Origin of the sequence: Shewanella baltica, assembly GCF_900456975.1 — a bacterium.
Lineage (GTDB): Bacteria > Pseudomonadota > Gammaproteobacteria > Enterobacterales > Shewanellaceae > Shewanella > Shewanella baltica.
The window spans coordinates 4,861,003-4,878,713 of record NZ_UGYM01000002.1 but is presented as its reverse complement, the minus strand read 5'-3'; the positions used below and the strand labels follow the sequence as shown (position 1 = coordinate 4,878,713).

Sequence of the window (17,711 nt, the reverse complement as noted above, 5' to 3'; positions counted from 1 at the left end):
TAATATTTCTCATTTCTTCTGCTGTTCATTTGAAAATCAGTCCGTTATCAACTTAACTACAAGGGCATCACTGGCTATTGTGGACGACAACAGGCAAGCAATCATCAGCCAAATCTAGGCAGTGTAGTGCAAGGATGCAATTCGTTGTTTTACAAGAGGAATGCCTGATGCTACAAACGGAACAGACCCTTTTCGAACAAATGCGGATTACTGAGCTGGAGATCGAGTCTCGTAAGGCGCTCTTCTCTTTTACTGGGGCGGACGTAAAGGCCCTGCAATCCTTTAAGCCCATCATTGAAGAAAACATAGATAAAATCGTCGATGACTTTTATGGCTTACAAACCAGCGTGTCAGAAATTGCGCTGCTGATCGGAGACTCAGACACCCTTGCCCGCTTGCGTACTGCACAGAGAAGATATGTGCTCGATTTATTTAATGGTGTTTATGACCTTGAGTACGTAAACAATCGCCTGCGGATTGGGTTGGTCCATAAACGCATTGGTGTTGAGCCTAAGCTTTACCTGTCTGCGGTACACACACTAAAAGAGCTTATCTACGCCGTGATCAACTGTTCAGTGCAAGATACACATCAAGGCGAATGTATCCGTGTCGCGATTGATAAACTGGTGCTGTTTGATGTCACGCTGGTATTTGATACTTATATTCGCAGCTTAGTATCCGAGATTGAGAACGCTAAGGATAAAGCCGAAAAATATGCCCAAAGCATGGAAAGCAAAGTCAAAGAGCGGACGCAGCAGCTTGAAGAACTGTCGCAAACCGATCCCTTAACAGGCCTGCTCAACGTTAGGCATTTACAAGAGACCGCAACGCGCATACTAAGGGCCGCCCAAAGGCGTGCCGAACCCGTCAGCGTGATCTACTTAGACGTAGATGATTTTAAGTCATTCAACGACACCCAAGGCCATAGATCTGGGGATGAAGTACTGTGCGCTGTAGCAAAAGCGATTAAAGAAATCACTCGGGCCGAGGATCATTGCTTTCGATATGGTGGAGATGAGTTCTGTATCATCATGCCTAACTGCCGTGAAGAACAAGCTCGGGATAATTTCATCACTCGATTCAATCAAAAAATAAAACTCAGTTTAAACAATATTTCCTTAAGCTTTGGCATTATTGATACAGGGCCCTACGAATACGAAGAAGCCAATAGCTTAATTCATAAAGCCGATCAGCGAATGTATAGCTACAAACGTGCGTCCAAACAGCAACAACAAACTATGGCGGCAGCAAATGATTTAGCACCTGAGAATAGTACCGCAGATGTCCATTTTATCTCTCAATCTCAAAGCGTTGATAAAGCCGTCGAGTAATTTTTAAACCCATTCGTCATCATGTTCCACGTGGAACATTAAATATCTAACATTCGTATTGATAAAACACATCAATAAAACCAGATCACAAATTGAAACCGCCAACTTGGTTTATCATGGGGGCTGGAGTAACATTAGCTAATTCTGCTTAACCGTTCAGTAGAGGTAATATGAACGACGCTTTCTCAACAGCACAGCATAGACTCGATGCTCTTGGTTTACGCTGCCCAGAGCCTGTAATGATGGTGCGTAAAACCGTAAGACAAATGGCTGCCGGCGAGACACTGCTGATCATTGCCGATGACCCTGCAACGACGCGCGATATTCCGAGCTTTTGTGAGTTTATGGATCACACCTTAATTGCCAGTGAAACCACGCAAACGCCATATCAATATTTGATCAAAAAAGGACTTTAAGTCGTATCGTTAACGACTTACTCATAAAACAAAGGATGTGAGAAACTATGCCAAAACTGCTGGCGATTGCCTATAAAACTGTAAAACGCGGCCCAATGAATGAAGTTCTCTGTGCCAATGTCACTCAACTTAGTGGCGTAGAGAAAGATGTGTTTGGTCGCCCAGGCAAACGCCAAGTCACTGTGCTTTCTAAACTTCAGTGGCAACAGGCCTGCCATAGTATCGAGGCAGATTTACCTTGGACGACTCGCAGAGCAAATCTGCTGGTGGATGATCTCGTATTTAGCTGTGCCGATGTTGGTAAACATTTACATATCGGTGAGTTACGACTTGAAATCACGGGTGAAACCGATCCCTGTAAAAAGATGGAAATAGCGCATGTCGGTTTAGAGGCCGCGCTCACGCCAGATTGGCGAGGTGGTGTAACCTGCCGAGTATTAAATGATGCCATGATCCACTTAGGCGATGAGATCACTCTGGTTAATCCAAGCTAATTTTATTCCCAGCTAGTCGACCACTCTTAGTTAATTCTCCATACTCCTCAGTAAATAGAACCAAGTGACTTGGTTCTATTTCTGCTGCGCCAACTCTCATTCCATATAGCCATACTTGTCCCTCGCTCGGTCATCAATTGAAACAGTATTTACGTTTTCCTTCTTATCTATTTATGCGATAACTAGACTGAGTATTAACAAAAGTTCATCTTAATATTAATACCACTCAAGCAGTCCATAAGAACGATAACAGGAAGTGACATGTTGAAATCTAAACTTACTCCGCTTTATATCGCCCTAGCTCTAGGGATCAATACCCTAGCCGTTAACGCAGCAGAAACTAAGGAGGCCGAATGGAATGTTAACGCTCCAGCAAATGCGCCCTTAGAGCAAGTCAAAATTAACGTTAATGAAGGCACTTGGATGAACCTTAGTGTCAGTCCAGATGGCAAGCATATAGTCTTCGACTTGCTCGGCGACATTTATCAAATCCCCATAACAGGCGGTGAAGCTGAGCCATTAGCCCAAGGCATTGCTTGGCAGATGCAGCCCGTTTATAGCCCAGATGGCAAACACATCGCATTTACTTCGGATGGCGATGGTGGTGATAATATTTGGATCATGGATGCTGATGGCAGTAATCCACGAACAGTCACCCAAGAAACATTCAGGCTGCTAAACAGTCCCGCTTGGAGCCCTGACTCACAATACCTTGTGGCCCGTAAGCATTTTACCGCCAGCCGCAGTTTAGGTGCGGGTGAAGTGTGGCTATACCACGTAGCGGGCGGCGAAGGCGTCAAACTAACTGAACGCCCAAATGATCAGAAAGATTTAGGCGAACCGGCGTACTCGCCAGATGGCCGCTATATCTACTTTAGTCAAGATGATACGCCAGGCAAAACATTCCATTATTCAAAGGACTCAGTTAACGGTATCTACAAAATCAAACGTTATGATACCCAAACCGGTGACATTGAAATTTTGATTGAAGGTACCGGTGGCGCAATTCGACCAACACCAAGTCCTGATGGCACTAAGCTCGCCTATATAAAGCGCGATGATTTTAATTCGTCACTCTACCTGCTCGACCTCAAGTCTGGTGAAACCACTAAACTGTTTGGCGAACTAGACCGTGATATGCAAGAGACTTGGGCGATTCATGGCGTCTATCCAACAATGGCATGGACTCAAGATAACAAGGATATTTTCTTCTGGGCGAAGGGAAAGATTAACCGCCTGAATGTTGCCAGCAAAACACTCACAGATATCCCCTTTAGCGTAAAAACTGAGTTAGCAGTACAACCCTCAGTGCGCTTTAAACAAGATATAGATAAAGATGTTTTCGATGTCAAAATGCTACGTATGGCGCAGGTCTCTCCCGATGGCAGTAAAGTGGCCTTCGAAGCGCTGGGTAAGATTTGGTTAAAATCATTACCCGATGGAAAAATGTCGCGCTTAACTGAACTCAATAATGGGATTGAAGAACTGTATCCCCAATGGTCACGCGATGGCAAAAATATTGTTTTCACCACTTGGAATGACCAAGAACAAGGAACAGTGCAAGTCATTAGTGCCAAAGGTGGTAAACCTAAGCAGCTAACATCTGAGCCAGGAAAGTACGTAGAACCCACCTTTTCACCCGATGGTGAACTTGTGGTGTATCGTAAAACCCAAGGCGGTAACCTCACACCAAGAACTTGGTCGCAGGAGCCTGGACTATATAAAGTCGATATCAAAGGCAAACAAAATAAGAAAATCAGTGCCGATGGCTACCAAGCTCAATTCGGTGCCAATGCCGAACGCGTCTTTTTTATGAATAGCAGCGAAGATGAAACGCCACAGTTATCATCTATCAACTTAGATGGCTTCGATAAGCGAGTTCATTACAGCAGTAAGCATGCGACTGAGTTTAGGGTTTCACCCGATGGTGAGCAGCTCGCCTTCGCAGAACGCTTTAAGGTTTGGGTGACGCCTTTTGCTAAACACGGTGAGACAGTTGAGATTGGCCCCAATGCCAACAATTTACCCGTAAGTCAATTGAGTGTCCGCGCGGGTGAAAGTATCAGTTGGAACAGTAAAAGCAACCAACTGTATTGGACACTTGGCCCAGAACTTTATCAAGCTAAGGTTAATACTCAATATCTCAATAAAGATAAAAAGGCTCAACCAAGTATTATCAATTTAGGCTTTACCGAAAAGGCCGATGTTCCACGTGGAACAATCGCCTTCATCGGTGGCAAAGTGATTACAATGGAAAATGACCAAGTCATAGATAATGGCGTGGTCATAGTCAAAGACAATCATATTGTCGCCGTAGGTGATGCCAATATCGCGATTCCTAAAGATGCACAGATCATCGACATCAAAGGAAAATCGATCATGCCTGGGCTATTCGATGCCCACGCTCATGGACCGCAAGCAGATGATGAAATTGTGCCACAACAGAACTGGGCGCTGTATTCTGGCCTTTCCTTAGGTGTCACCACGATTCACGATCCCTCAAATGACACGACAGAGATTTTTGCCGCTGCCGAACAACAAAAAGCAGGACACATAGTTGGCCCACGTATTTTCTCTACTGGTACCATATTGTATAGTGCCAATGCGCCTGGCTACACATCGCACATAGACTCCCTCGATGATGCCAAGTTTCATCTTGAACGTCTGAAAAAAGTCGGGGCGTTTAGCGTAAAAAGCTACAACCAACCGCGACGTAATCAGCGGCAGCAAGTCATCGCTGCCGCACGTGAACTCGAAATGATGGTCGTGCCTGAGGGTGGCAGTTTGCTGCAACACAATCTCACTATGGTCGCCGATGGCCATACAACGGTTGAGCACTCTCTGCCAGTGGCAGCGATTTATAACGACATCAAACAATTCTGGAGCCAGACTAAAGTCGGTTACACCCCAACCTTAGTGGTCGCCTATGGCGGTATTTCGGGCGAAAACTACTGGTACGACAAAACCGATGTGTGGGCGCATCCACGCCTGTCCATGTATGTCCCCGCCGATATATTACAGGCGAGATCAATGCGACGCCCGCATGCTCCAGATGGCCACTATAATCATTTCAATGTTGCAAAAGTCGCTAACGAGCTCAATAAGTTAGGGGTTCACCCAAATATTGGCGCCCACGGTCAGCGTGAAGGTTTAGCGGCACATTGGGAAATGTGGATGTTCGCCCAAGGCGGCATGAGCAATATGGAGGTTTTGAAAACGGCCACCATTAATCCTGCGACAACCTTTGGTATGGAACAACAGCTAGGCTCGATTAAAGAAGGTAAGCTCGCAGACTTAATCGTTATTGATGGTGATCCATTAGCCGATATTCGCGTTACAGATAAAGTCACTTATACCATGGTCAACGGTAAGCTTTTTGATGCAGAGACGATGAATGAGCTTAATGGGGATAAGGAAAAACGTAAGCCATTTTTCTTTGAGAAAATCTAAACTCTATCCTCAAGGCTAGAATCGGAGAGTCGCTTTCCTGTTTTAATTATTTGGTTTAACCAGATATCACCAATGAAGATAAAAGCATGTTCCACGTGGAACATGCTTTTTTACATTTTGTGCATTGTTTATTGTGTATATGGACAAGAACTCGAATATTGCTATGAGTACTGTCCTACATCACATCAGCAAGATGAGCGATTACTGATGTTCGCAGTGATGCTGACCGGCACAGGAATCAACACAGGCCTGGTAGGAAATACACTCTACAAGGTGATCATTTACCATGCCCACCGCCTGCATAAAGGCATAACAAATTGTTGGGCCGACGAAATTAAATCCAAGCTTCTTTAACGCTTTTGACATGGCTTCAGATTCCGGCGTTTGCGCTGGAACCTGCGACATAGCAGTAAACTGATTCACTATGGGCTTACCCCCAACAAAGCTCCATAAGAATGCAGAGAAATCCTTCCCATCGGCAGTATAGGCCAAATATCCTTTGGCATTCTTGATAATAGAGTTCACCTTCAAGCGATTGCGCACTATGCCGGGATTCAACATAAGTTCCTCCACTTTCGCCTCATCAAAGCCAGCAATCGCTTCTGGTTCAAAATTGGCAAAGGCTTGTTCGTAATTTTGTTGTTTCTTCAGGATCGTAATCCACGATAATCCGGCCTGTTGACCGTCTAAACACAGCTTAGCAAACAGTTCCTTAGGATCTCGAACCGGCCGCCCCCAAACTTTGTCATGATACTCACGATACAAGGGATCATCACTTACCCAGCCACAACGGATCTCTTCCATGGTATATAACCTTATTGTTTTAATTAAGAAGGTAAAAAATAACCTACATAAGCAGATATCTACAAGGTATAATCGAACCCATTTTCTATTCAGGCTGACGGCAGTAGACAAGTAGACATGACGACAAAACACGACGTAAAAACATTTCAGGGTTTCATTCTCACCCTGCAGGAATATTGGGCACAGCAAGGCTGTGCAATCGTTCAACCTCTAGATATGGAAGTCGGCGCTGGAACATTCCACCCACAAACTTTCCTACGTTCTCTAGGGCCAGAACCTATGAGCAGTGCCTATGTGCAGCCATCGCGCCGCCCTACGGATGGTCGTTACGGTGAAAACCCTAACCGTCTGCAGCACTACTACCAATTCCAAGTCGTGTTGAAACCTTCACCTGACAATATTCAAGAGCTATATTTAGGCTCACTACAAGCACTGGGTATTGATACTCAAATCCACGATATCCGCTTTGTAGAAGATAACTGGGAATCACCAACACTAGGTGCTTGGGGCTTAGGCTGGGAAGTCTGGCTTAATGGCATGGAAGTTACTCAGTTTACGTACTTCCAACAGGTCGGCGGCATCGAATGCAGCCCTGTCACAGGTGAAATCACCTATGGCCTAGAGCGTCTGGCCATGTATATCCAAGGCGTTGATAGCGTTTATGATCTCGTATGGACCGATGGTCCACTAGGCCTAATCACCTATGGCGATGTGTTCCATCAAAACGAAGTCGAGCAATCGACCTATAACTTCGAGCACGCCGATGTGGACTTTATGTTCACCCTGTTCGATCAGTGCGAAAAAATGTGTCAGCATTTATTGTCACTGGAAAAACCTTTACCTCTGCCCGCCTACGAGCAAGTGATGAAAGCCTCGCACGCCTTCAACTTACTCGATGCCCGCCATGCCATTTCAGTGACTGAGCGCCAACGCTACATCTTACGCGTTCGTACTATGGCGAAAGCGGTCGCTGAATCTTATTATCAGGCACGCGAAGCGCTTGGCTTCCCAATGTGTAAGTAGAGGTAAAAACATGAATTTTGAAAACTTACTCATAGAGTTAGGCACAGAAGAGTTACCACCTAAGTCACTGCGTAAACTGGCTGAATCCTTTTTAGCTAACTTTACCGAAGAACTCACCAAAGCCGATTTAGCATTTAGCTCTGCCGTTTGGTACGCAGCGCCGCGTCGTCTGGCGATTAACGTCACTGAACTGGCCCTTGCACAAGCCGACAAAGTGGTTGAGAAACGCGGCCCCGCCGTGAGTTCAGCCTTTGATGCTGAAGGTAAGCCGACTAAAGCCGCCGAAGGTTGGGCGCGTGGGAATGGTATTACTGTTGAACAAGCCGAACGTTTAGTGACAGATAAAGGCGAATGGTTAGTCCATAACGCTAAAGTTGAAGGCGTCGAAACGAAAAGTTTGATCGCTGCTATGGCTCAACGTGCACTCGATAAATTGCCCATTCCTAAGCCAATGCGTTGGGGTAATAATAAAACCCAATTTATTCGCCCTGTGCACACCGCGACTATGTTGTTAGGCAGTGAGTTGATTGAAGGTGAATTGCTGGGTATCAAATCGGCACGCACTGTTCGCGGTCACCGCTTTATGGGACTCAAGCAGTTTGAATTAGCTCATGCTGATCACTACCTTGCCGACCTGAAAGAAAAAGGCAAAGTCATCGCTGATTACGAAAGCCGTAAAGCATTGATCAAAGCCGATGCCGAAAAAGCCGCCGCTAAGATTGGTGGTACAGCCGATATCGAAGATAGCCTACTTGAAGAAGTCGCCTCTTTGGTTGAATGGCCAGTGGTATTGACCGCCAGCTTCGAAGAAAAATTCTTAGCCGTACCGTCTGAAGCTTTGGTCTACACCATGAAGGGCGATCAAAAATACTTCCCAGTCTTTGATGACGCGGGCAAGTTACTGCCAAACTTTATCTTTGTGACCAACATAGAATCTAAAGATCCTGCGCAAATTATCTCTGGTAACGAGAAAGTCGTTCGTCCACGTCTTGCCGACGCCGAATTCTTCTTTAATACCGATAAAAAACACACGCTGGAATCACGTTTACCTAGCTTAGAAACAGTCTTGTTCCAACAGCAGCTGGGTACATTAAAAGACAAAGTAAATCGTATCTCTGCCCTAGCCGCCTTTATTGCCGAGCAAACTGGCGCGAATGCGGTTGATGCAGCCCGTGCAGGTTTGTTATCTAAAACCGATTTGATGACCAATATGGTGATGGAATTTACCGATACTCAAGGCACTATGGGCATGCATTACGCCCGCCTCGATGGTGAAACCGAAGCCGTTGCAGTTGCGATGGAAGAGCAATACAAGCCTAAGTTCTCTGGCGATACAGTGCCAAGTGCTGGCGTATCTTGCGCTGTCGCATTAGCAGATAAGCTCGATACTTTAGTCGGTATCTTTGGTATTGGCCAAGCTCCTAAAGGCGCAGCCGATCCCTTTGCCCTACGCCGCGCAGCAATTGGCGTGCTACGTATCATAGTAGAAAACAAGCTACCACTTGATTTAGTTGATCTTATTGCTAAAGCACAAGCTCTACATGGCACTAACTTAAGCAACGCCAATGCAAGCGATGAAGTGTTAGAGTTCTTAATGGCACGTTTTCGCGCTTGGTATCAAGATAAAGGCATTGGTGTTGATGTGATCTTAGCCGTGCTAGCACGTCGCCCAACACGCCCAGCTGATTTTGATAGCCGTATCAATGCGGTATCACACTTTAGAAGCCTAGAAGCTTCTAGCGCACTTGCGGCAGCGAACAAACGTGTATCGAACATTCTGGCTAAGGTTGAAGGTGCTTTACCGACAACGATCAATGCGAGTCTGTTAACCGAAGCCGCAGAACAAGCATTAGCGGCCAAGTTGAACGAGCTACAACCACTGCTGGCACCATTGTTTGCCAATGCCGATTACCAACAAGCCTTAACCTTGTTAGCTGGCCTACGTGAAAGCGTGGATCAGTTCTTCGAAGATGTGATGGTAATGGCAGATGATGAAGCGTTGAAAAACAATCGTTTAGCATTGTTGAATAATCTACGCGAGCAGTTCCTGCACGTCGCGGATATATCACTACTGCAATAATGATACTAAAGCTTTTAAAATTATCGCTTTATAAAAAACGCGCTAAATAGCGCGTTTTTTATTGTCCTGATTTCATAAGCCACCCAATCAGAACTGCGTCAGTTTTTGATGTAAGCCATCAAATTGAGTTTGATCTAAGTTAACTTGCTGCAGTAAATTCGCCAGTATTTCAGGAGACAATTGCCCTGCTTGATGCAGCATAGAAATCTCGCTGATCACATTCGCCCGCCATACCACAGCGGCGAGCCCAGCTTGCGGGCGCGAGTTCACACTGGCGAGCTTGTCTAATTCTGTTTCAAAGGTATTGGGTAACTGCCAATACTTAGCGAGCAATGAACTCAAGGTTAACGATTTCGTCGTCATCACTTGTCTAAATAACCCAGAATTAGGCTGTTCTCCGGGCTCCGCCTGCACAAACGCATCGAGTAGCATTTTGAAAATGGCCAGCTTGCCGACATCATGCAATAAGCCCAATAAAAAAGCCGTATCTTGATCTTCATCGCTTAACTCACTGGCGAGAAAGGCGACCTGCATCGAGTGGCGCCAAATTTCAGCCCCAAAACGACGAAAATAGATTGGCTTGATATCTAACATTTCACGCACTAGACAAGTGGTGACAAACTTTCTCAACTGTTCACGACCAAGCTGTACCAAAGCCTGTTGTAAACTGGTGATATCCCTATCGCTACGTTTAAACGCAGGGGAATTACATAGCTTAAGTACCTCAATACTCAGTAAAGGATCTCGCTCAATAAGCGCTAATAGATCCTTAATATCAAACTGAGGATCGGCCAGCTTACGATCTAGCTCCAATACCTTTGACGGCAGCTTTAGCACTTTTTCGGCGATCACTTGTGGCGATGCCAAGGCCTGCTCTATCTCCGCCATGACTCGACGTTCAAGATTATTAGCTACACCGCCAGTGTCCTTAACCCGTGTCGGAAACAACAAACTATAAAAGAGTGCGGCTAAATCCACCGATACCACACTAATGTCTTCGAGAGGTTTAGCTGGCTTTCGCGCAGGTTCAAGCGACTTACCTAAGTCAGTGGTTGAAAAACTTTTGGGCCTCTCAACCGTCGCTGTATCGCGAATATTAAAGAGCTTATTAAAAAGTGATTTAATCAAGAAGCATCAACCTGTCATTATAAATAATTGTTAAAAAGTCAGTTAAATATTGCCCATAATAAATCCATTTTGATCCGCTAAAGCTATATATAAACACGTTGCAGACATGCTAATGGCTTGCTTAAGTGTAACATATTCAATTCATTTCTGACGCCAGCAATCCCATGATTGTAGCCTCTATTAGGACAATCTTGGTTACAACTTGAAACCTCAAAAAACTTACATTCCGGCATCATTTAGCTGACAATATGTCCACCCTTCATAAAGTGATACGTATTTCGTCTCCCTTTAAGTCATTCACGACATACTCGCCAGCTAACGACGGAATATTTGATGATCGAGGTAATAAAAGCGGGTGCACTAACCACAGTTCAAGATCTCGGACGCATGGGATACCGACATTTAGGTGTAACCCAAGCTGGCGCCTTAGATAGACCTGCCCTGTGTTTAGCAAACCGCCTATTATCAAACCCAGATAACACACCCGTATTAGAATTGACCTTCGGCCAATCGATTTTTTTGTTTAAACGCGACGCTTGGATTGCCTTAACCGGTGCCGATTTCGATGCTCGTATAGACAATAAGCCCATAGTTTGCGGCTGGCGTTACTCCATTAAGGCAGGGCAAAAACTCAGTCTTAGAGGGGGAAATAAAGGCATGCGTGCTTATATTGCCGTTGATGGCGGCGTTAAAGTACCGCTAGTGATGAATTCTGCCGCTACCGATTTAACCTCAGGTATCGGTGGATTTCATGGCCGCGCATTAGAAGCGGGCGATCGCCTGACCTTAGGTTCAGCTCATCCACTAAGAAGGCAAGTTGGCGCAATTCAAAAAAGTTGGGATGGGCATATTCGCGCACTCGCGACCAAGCACACTCAAGCCTTCTCGTTGAAATCTCAGCAAACATTCTGGCAAACACAGTGGCAACTTTCAGCTGAAAGTGATCGTGCGAGTGCAATACTCAAAGGTGATACGTTAACATTGGCGAAGCCATTCCCAGTACAATCACACACAGTCACGCCCGGAGTGGTTCAAGTCTCCGCTTCTGGGCAACCACTCGTGTTACTTGCAGATGCGCAGACCACCAGCAGTCATCCTCAAATAGCCGTGATTATTGAAGCCGATCTTTGGAAGCTTGCCCAAACTCGCCCAGGGCAAACAGTAAAATTCGAATTAGTCGACGATGAACAAGCCGCAACGGCGCAAGCAGAATGGCATGACTACTTCTATCGCTTACAACGCAGTCTAGGTTAACAGGCCGCTTGCCAAGAAACATCACCCCGTATTCCTAGCAAGCCACATTCGACGTCATTCAAATAGTACCCACAATAATGCTAATTCGCACTTAGGTTCGGTGTAACTTGCTGGCTATAAAATAGTGCCACATCTTGTAATTGCTCAGAGCTTAACGCGCTGACTTGCGACTGCATCAAAGGATCGAGTCGTAAACCTGCTTTAAAATCGACAAGCTGTTTATTGAGATAAGCTAATTTCTGTCCCTTTAAGTTTGGGAATTGCTTGGCCATAGCGATCACCGCATTGCCATGGCATGACTCACACTGTGCCGTAGCCAATGCCTGACCACGTTCACTATCTGCTTGATAAACCGCTCCAAAAACCTCTGTAGATAAGCCACATAAGGCAATCAAGCTTATGATAAGAGCTTTCATTTAGTTTCCTTAGAGACAGAATTAACGAGCGCAGGCGGCAGGCTAGGTTCTAAGGGAAGACGCCTAAAAAGCGTCATATCCATTTCAGCTTGACCATAATAAGTGCTTAGATAACTCAAGGTCGGCTCCCAAGTATCCGACAAGTCCCACAGGCCTTGAGTGTCAACCATCCACTGCAGAGTCTCTTTCCAAAAGGCTTTATCGCCATGATTTTGCACGACTATCATGCTGGTATGGCAAGCATTACACTGATAATTCACTAACTCCCAGCCTGGAGCCATAATTAAACCCGATTTAGGGTCCACAGGATACTCAGCGGCTAGCGAAATACTGGATGCCACTAGCCCAAGAAAAATAAATAGCTTGTTCAGCACTCTCATTACACCACCCTGACGACAATACGATGGCAACCATTAAACATATATCCCTTAGGATTCCATTGTGGCTGTACTACTGGCTGACTATCTCCTTGGTTATCAGTCGCTTTGGCCCAGATTTCATAATATCCCTGCGACGGTAATTGCAATTCAATCTTCCACTGCTGCCATGCCGCTACGTTTTTAGGTTTTTCTAACTCAGCGGTAAACCAGCGGGTTCCATAGTCATAACTCACTTCCACTTTAACGACTTCCCGCAATCCCGCCCAAGCATGGCCTGCGATAACCATCTTTTGACCCACAGCTAATTCGGTTCCGGATTGAGGCTCGGTAATCAAGGACTTCACTATCATTTCTTCAATGATTCGGTAGTCTTTATTGTCAACGGACTCTCCTGGCGCTATCGGATACTTAGGGAGTTGATACGCTGGCGCTTCCATTTTATGTCCATCATGCACTTTATTGCGCACACTGATCCCCGTAGCGGCTTTTTGCGAAACGGATCCCGGCCGGCCACCAAACACAATACGTAAGGGATATCCATGTAGATAAGGAATGTCCTCACCGTTCATCGACCATGCAATGAGTCCAAGCTCTTCGAGCGCCGCCTTTATTGGCACACCGCGTGAAATCGCCTCACCTTTACCGCTCAAATGCCGATCAACACCGTGATGACCCGTATAAACAGCATCGGCTTTAATACCGCAATCCTTAAGCACGTCGCTCACCAAGACACCCGTCCACTCGGAACAAAATACCCCGGCATTATTCCATTGATTGCCTTTAGTGCTAGGAAAGAAGCCTGAACGGCTATTGCCACCACATTCAATCAGTAACTGTAATGTGTAATGCTTAAAGCGGCGCTTGAGCTCATCGATTGTGTATGTTTTCGGGGTAGCAACGGACTCGCCATCCACTTTAAAAGTCCAAGTCTTAGCATCAAGCGCCTTAAAATCAGGCACTATGCCATTCCAACGGATAAATGAGGCATCTGCTGGCGTCACAGCAGGATCAAGTTTATGCTCCGGTGGAAACGCATTCAGTGGATGAGTGTTTAATACTTTGAAATAACTCGGCAAGTCCTCAGCCTTAGTCCATGTTAATGCTGATATATCCAGAGGAGTAACGGCTGCGGGAAGCTGATCGGCAAATACCCACTTAACGGGTAAAGCTGATAACACAGACGTCGCTACCGCTCCTTTAATAAAAATCCGACGATTAAGATCCATGTTATTTGTCCTTTCCGAGGTAAAAGTAATCCGCCATCTGCTGCATATCAGCCTCACTCAACAATTGGGCGACTTTAGTCATAGTGGGATCTTGGCGATTTCCCGTCTTAAAGGCTCGAAGCTGCTTCAACAGGTAATCCGAGTTTTGCCATCCAATGTTAGGAATATGCTCAAAACGGCTCATGCCAGACTCGCCATGGCAGGCCTTACACATGTTCAATAACTTATTAGCCTCATCGGCGTTTACCACAGCTGGTAACATTAATATCAGCACGCTCGCCGGATAGATCACTCGCAGCCACATCCGCTGTTCTCATCAGTTAGTCTTCATCCCGACGAGTTCCATCGAACGAAGTAATTAAGATATGCTTAAGTTATCCCAATGCGGTGAGTGGTTTAAATTCAATAAAAGTGACTCATAAGCTCAAGAGAAATGACGCGTATTAGCGGATGTAGAAAGGGTAAAATATTCATTAGTCACAGCTGAAATCAGCCCATATAGTAGCTTTGCAGAAACACTCGGCATTTCACTCAAGGACAAACAATGGATCTTTATATTGGCAATAAAAACTATTCGAGCTGGTCACTGCGGGCTTGGTTAATGGCCGCAAAATCTGGCGTGCAGTTCAACGAAGTATTACTGCAACTCGATACCGACAGTTTTTATCAGCAACTCAAAGCTATATCTCCCACTTTAAAAGTACCGACATTAGTCGATGGCGATATAACGGTATGGGATTCACTCTCGATTTGCGAATACCTCAACGACACCTATCTTGCCGGTAGTGCATGGCCGCAAGATCCTAAACAAAAAGCCAAGGCTAGATCGATTGCCAGTGAAATGCATTCTGGCTTTAATGCCGTGCGTAACGCTCTACCAATGAACATACGCGCGAGCCGTTATGTTGAGCTCACTGATGCGGTCCGCAAAGACATTGAGCGCATCAATGCGATTTGGTCAGCACAAATGGCCGAGTTCGCCCCATCACATGCGGAAGGTACTTGGTTATTTGGCCAATGGTCGATTGCCGACATGATGTTTGCGCCTGTGGTCATGCGCTTTCTCACCTACGGTGTTGAAGTCTCGCAGGCAAGCAGTGCCTATATGCAGCATGTGATCAGCTGTCCGGAATTGCAGGCGTGGATGAGTGCGGCTAAAGCTGAGACTGAAATTGTTGCAGCGGATGAAGCGGGTATTGATCGATAGAAGAGATAAATCATAGAAATAAAAAAGGGAAAGCCTTGGCTTTCCCTAATCATTCACGTACTAACACGAGTCACTTAACGCGCATTACACGTCTAAGTTAGCCACGTTCAATGCGTTCGCTTCGATAAACTCACGACGAGGTTCAACTTGATCACCCATCAAACAAGTGAACAACTGATCGGCACCCACGGCGTCATCAATCGTGACTTGCAACATACGGCGTGATTCAGGATCCATTGTAGTTTCCCACAGTTGCTCAGGGTTCATCTCACCCAATCCTTTATAACGTTGAATGTATAAGCCGCGTTTGGCTTCAGAAATCGTCCAATCTAGCGCTTCAAGGAAGCTGCCGACTTCTTTAACACGTTCACCGCGTTGTACATAGCCGCCTTCTTCAATCATGCCATCTAACGCCGCACCTAACTTACCGATACGTTGATAGTCGCTTGATTGGAAGAAGTCATAAGTAAACAGATAATTAGTATCGATACCGTGTTTACGAATGGTGATCTTAGGCAGATACACTTTACGCTCAGGATCGAGAATCGGCTCAGCAGAATACAGTACGCCGCTGCTTTCCATTTCCACCAGCTCATGGATAAAGGCATCGATCCACTCTTTCATCTTGCCTTCATCGGCCAACATCTCGTTGGTGATCATTGGGTGGTAAAGCATACGGTTAGTAATGTGCGTTGGATAGCGCTGCTCTAAACGGGCAACAATGGCTTCCACTTCACGATACTGAGTCACTAAACGCTCTAACGGCTCACCTGACATACCAATCGCACCTTGGGTTGGGTACACAATAGTGCCATCCAATGCTTGAGTCGTGAGATATTGAGTCAATGCTGGCTCGTCTTTCAAATACTGTTCTTGCTTGCCCTTTTTCACTTTAAATAGTGGTGGCTGAGCAATATACACATAACCACGTTCAATCAATTCAGGCATTTGACGGAAGAAGAAGGTCAACAGCAAAGTACGAATGTGCGAGCCGTCGACGTCAGCATCCGTCATGATGATGATGTTGTGATAACGGGTTTTATCTGGGTTATATTCGTCGCGACCAATACCACAGCCAAGCGCCGTGATCAGTGTGGCCACTTCTTGAGAAGACAACATCTTATCGAAGCGGGCTTTCTCAACGTTTAGAATTTTACCTTTCAGTGGCAGAATCGCTTGGTTCTTACGGTTACGTCCCTGCTTAGCGCTACCGCCAGCAGAGTCACCTTCCACTATGTAAATTTCTGAAAGACCGGGATCTTTTTCTTGGCAATCGGCCAGCTTACCTGGCAAACCACCTAAATCGAGTGCGCCTTTACGACGGGTCATTTCACGGGCTTTACGCGCCGCTTCACGGGCACGGGCTGCATCGACAATCTTACCGACAATCAACTTAGCATCGGCTGGGTTTTCCAGCAGATAATCGTTCAGCTTCTCACCCATAGTTTGTTCAACCGCGGTTTTCACTTCACTAGAAACCAGTTTATCTTTGGTTTGCGAGCTGAACTTAGGATCAGGCACTTTAACAGAAATAACGGCAGTCAAACCTTCACGGGCATCGTCGCCAGTCGCGCTAGTTTTGCCTTTCTTGTTATAGCCTTCGTTTTCCATGTAGCTGTTGAGGTTACGTGTCAACGCACTACGGAAACCGACTAAGTGAGTACCACCATCACGCTGTGGAATGTTGTTGGTAAAACAGAAAATATTTTCTTGATAACCGTCATTCCACTGCATAGCCACTTCAACGGTAATGCCATCTTCACGCTCTTGCATAAAGTGGAATACGTCTTTGTTGACGGGGGTTTTATTACGGTTCAAATAATCTACGAATGCGCTAATACCGCCTTCGTATTTAAAGAATTCATTCTTGTTGTCACGTTCATCAACCAGACGAATACCTACGCCTGAGTTAAGGAATGACAGTTCGCGCACGCGCTTTGCCAAAATTTCAAAGTGAAACTCAACATCGCTAAAGGTATCTTCACTTGGCCAAAAACGGATTTCGGTACCGGTTTTAGTCGCGTCACCAATCTCTTTGATTGGCGCATCAGGCACACCGTGAGTATAAAACTGCTCGTACACTTTGCCAGCACGACGAATGGTCATTTGCAGCTTTTTAGATAAAGCGTTTACAACCGATACACCCACACCGTGGAGACCGCCAGACACTTTATAGGAGTTATCGTCGAACTTACCGCCGGCATGCAATACCGTCATGATAACTTCTGCTGCCGATACGCCTTCTTCCTCATGGATAGAGACCGGAATACCACGGCCGTCATCCTTAACAGAAACCGAACCATCGACATGGATAGTAATGGTAATATCGCTGCAGTGGCCGGCTAAGGCTTCATCGATAGAGTTATCGACTACTTCGAACACCATATGATGTAGACCCGTACCGTCGTCGGTGTCACCAATATACATCCCAGGTCTCTTACGTACTGCATCAAGGCCCTTAAGGACCTTAATACTCGAAGAATCGTAACTATTCTCTGACAT

Annotated in this window: 15 protein-coding genes; 8 read left to right on the top strand and 7 right to left on the bottom strand. The window is 45.8% G+C overall.

Going from position 1 to position 17,711, the window contains the following annotated elements:
- The first annotated feature begins 167 nt into the window (after positions 1–167).
- The 4 genes from DYH48_RS21750 (at position 168) to DYH48_RS21735 (ending at position 5,691) form a co-directional block, all read left to right on the top strand.
- A complete protein-coding gene (locus DYH48_RS21750; protein WP_115335896.1) occupies positions 168–1,331 on the top strand; it encodes a diguanylate cyclase domain-containing protein in 1,164 nt (387 codons plus the stop codon).
- A 170-nt stretch (positions 1,332–1,501) separates the two neighbouring features.
- Positions 1,502–1,747, top strand: a complete 246-nt coding sequence (gene tusA / locus DYH48_RS21745) for a sulfurtransferase TusA (protein WP_006083810.1) — start codon at positions 1,502–1,504, stop codon at positions 1,745–1,747.
- A gap of 47 nt (positions 1,748–1,794) precedes the next feature.
- A complete protein-coding gene (locus DYH48_RS21740; protein WP_115335895.1) occupies positions 1,795–2,241 on the top strand; it encodes an MOSC domain-containing protein in 447 nt (148 codons plus the stop codon).
- A gap of 261 nt (positions 2,242–2,502) precedes the next feature.
- Positions 2,503–5,691, top strand: a complete 3,189-nt coding sequence (locus DYH48_RS21735) for an amidohydrolase family protein (RefSeq protein ID WP_115335894.1) — start codon at positions 2,503–2,505, stop codon at positions 5,689–5,691.
- A 201-nt stretch (positions 5,692–5,892) separates the two neighbouring features.
- Here the strand turns inward: DYH48_RS21735 and DYH48_RS21730 are convergent, their stop codons facing one another.
- Entirely contained in the window at positions 5,893–6,495 is a 603-nt protein-coding gene (locus DYH48_RS21730) for a DNA-3-methyladenine glycosylase I (RefSeq protein ID WP_115335893.1), read from the bottom strand.
- A gap of 117 nt (positions 6,496–6,612) precedes the next feature.
- Here DYH48_RS21730 and glyQ point away from each other — a divergent pair, with 117 nt between their 5' ends.
- Positions 6,613–7,518 (top strand): glycine--tRNA ligase subunit alpha, encoded by a 906-nt coding sequence (gene glyQ, locus DYH48_RS21725; protein WP_006084781.1) that lies wholly within the window; start codon positions 6,613–6,615, stop codon positions 7,516–7,518.
- A 10-nt stretch (positions 7,519–7,528) separates the two neighbouring features.
- Positions 7,529–9,598, top strand: coding sequence for a glycine--tRNA ligase subunit beta (gene glyS / locus DYH48_RS21720; RefSeq protein WP_006084780.1), 2,070 nt, complete (start codon positions 7,529–7,531; stop codon positions 9,596–9,598).
- Positions 9,599–9,685: 87 nt separating this feature from the next.
- Here the strand turns inward: glyS and DYH48_RS21715 are convergent, their stop codons facing one another.
- Positions 9,686–10,726 carry an HDOD domain-containing protein gene (locus tag DYH48_RS21715; protein ID WP_006084779.1) on the bottom strand — a complete coding sequence of 347 codons (1,041 nt, stop codon included), beginning with the start codon at positions 10,724–10,726 and terminating at the stop codon, positions 9,686–9,688.
- Between the two features lie 333 nt (positions 10,727–11,059).
- Here DYH48_RS21715 and DYH48_RS21710 point away from each other — a divergent pair, with 333 nt between their 5' ends.
- Entirely contained in the window at positions 11,060–11,980 is a 921-nt protein-coding gene (locus tag DYH48_RS21710) for a 5-oxoprolinase subunit C family protein (RefSeq protein WP_006084778.1), read from the top strand.
- A gap of 80 nt (positions 11,981–12,060) precedes the next feature.
- Here DYH48_RS21710 and DYH48_RS21705 read toward each other — a convergent pair whose 3' ends face one another.
- The 4 genes from DYH48_RS21705 to DYH48_RS21690 are packed head-to-tail and all read right to left on the bottom strand — an operon-like array spanning position 12,061 to position 14,306.
- Positions 12,061–12,396, bottom strand: coding sequence for a c-type cytochrome (locus DYH48_RS21705; RefSeq protein ID WP_006084777.1), 336 nt, complete (start codon positions 12,394–12,396; stop codon positions 12,061–12,063).
- The gene (locus DYH48_RS21700; protein WP_006084776.1) at positions 12,393–12,776 is read right to left on the bottom strand and encodes a hypothetical protein; all 384 of its coding nucleotides are present in this window, start codon (positions 12,774–12,776) and stop codon (positions 12,393–12,395) included. The genes DYH48_RS21705 and DYH48_RS21700 overlap by 4 nt, the downstream gene beginning before the upstream one ends.
- On the bottom strand, positions 12,776–14,002 hold the full coding sequence (locus DYH48_RS21695; RefSeq protein WP_115335892.1) for a sulfite oxidase: 1,227 nt from the start codon (positions 14,000–14,002) through the stop codon (positions 12,776–12,778). The genes DYH48_RS21700 and DYH48_RS21695 overlap by 1 nt, the downstream gene beginning before the upstream one ends.
- A gap of 1 nt (position 14,003) precedes the next feature.
- Positions 14,004–14,306 carry a c-type cytochrome gene (locus tag DYH48_RS21690; protein WP_006084774.1) on the bottom strand — a complete coding sequence of 101 codons (303 nt, stop codon included), beginning with the start codon at positions 14,304–14,306 and terminating at the stop codon, positions 14,004–14,006.
- Positions 14,307–14,546: 240 nt separating this feature from the next.
- Between DYH48_RS21690 and DYH48_RS21685 the strand changes: the two genes are divergently transcribed.
- Positions 14,547–15,209 (top strand): glutathione S-transferase family protein, encoded by a 663-nt coding sequence (locus DYH48_RS21685; protein ID WP_115335891.1) that lies wholly within the window; start codon positions 14,547–14,549, stop codon positions 15,207–15,209.
- 84 nt (positions 15,210–15,293) lie between these two features.
- Here the strand turns inward: DYH48_RS21685 and gyrB are convergent, their stop codons facing one another.
- Complete coding sequence (gene gyrB, locus DYH48_RS21680; protein WP_006084772.1) at positions 15,294–17,711, bottom strand: DNA topoisomerase (ATP-hydrolyzing) subunit B; 2,418 nt, start codon at positions 17,709–17,711, stop codon at positions 15,294–15,296.

What these genes read in the sequence shown, in the direction of transcription:
- DYH48_RS21750 (WP_115335896.1), top strand. Translation starts at nt 168, where the DNA reads ATGCTACAAACGGAACAGACCCTTTTCGAACAAATGCGGATTACTGAG.
- tusA (WP_006083810.1), top strand. Translation starts at nt 1,502, where the DNA reads ATGAACGACGCTTTCTCAACAGCACAGCATAGACTCGATGCTCTTGGT.
- DYH48_RS21740 (WP_115335895.1), top strand. Translation starts at nt 1,795, where the DNA reads ATGCCAAAACTGCTGGCGATTGCCTATAAAACTGTAAAACGCGGCCCA.
- DYH48_RS21735 (WP_115335894.1), top strand. Translation starts at nt 2,503, where the DNA reads ATGTTGAAATCTAAACTTACTCCGCTTTATATCGCCCTAGCTCTAGGG.
- DYH48_RS21730 (WP_115335893.1), bottom strand. Translation starts at nt 6,495, where the DNA reads ATGGAAGAGATCCGTTGTGGCTGGGTAAGTGATGATCCCTTGTATCGT.
- glyQ (WP_006084781.1), top strand. Translation starts at nt 6,613, where the DNA reads ATGACGACAAAACACGACGTAAAAACATTTCAGGGTTTCATTCTCACC.
- glyS (WP_006084780.1), top strand. Translation starts at nt 7,529, where the DNA reads ATGAATTTTGAAAACTTACTCATAGAGTTAGGCACAGAAGAGTTACCA.
- DYH48_RS21710 (WP_006084778.1), top strand. Translation starts at nt 11,060, where the DNA reads ATGATCGAGGTAATAAAAGCGGGTGCACTAACCACAGTTCAAGATCTC.
- DYH48_RS21705 (WP_006084777.1), bottom strand. Translation starts at nt 12,396, where the DNA reads ATGAAAGCTCTTATCATAAGCTTGATTGCCTTATGTGGCTTATCTACA.
- DYH48_RS21700 (WP_006084776.1), bottom strand. Translation starts at nt 12,776, where the DNA reads ATGAGAGTGCTGAACAAGCTATTTATTTTTCTTGGGCTAGTGGCATCC.
- DYH48_RS21695 (WP_115335892.1), bottom strand. Translation starts at nt 14,002, where the DNA reads ATGGATCTTAATCGTCGGATTTTTATTAAAGGAGCGGTAGCGACGTCT.
- DYH48_RS21690 (WP_006084774.1), bottom strand. Translation starts at nt 14,306, where the DNA reads ATGTGGCTGCGAGTGATCTATCCGGCGAGCGTGCTGATATTAATGTTA.
- DYH48_RS21685 (WP_115335891.1), top strand. Translation starts at nt 14,547, where the DNA reads ATGGATCTTTATATTGGCAATAAAAACTATTCGAGCTGGTCACTGCGG.
- gyrB (WP_006084772.1), bottom strand. Translation starts at nt 17,711, where the DNA reads ATGTCAGAGAATAGTTACGATTCTTCGAGTATTAAGGTCCTTAAGGGC.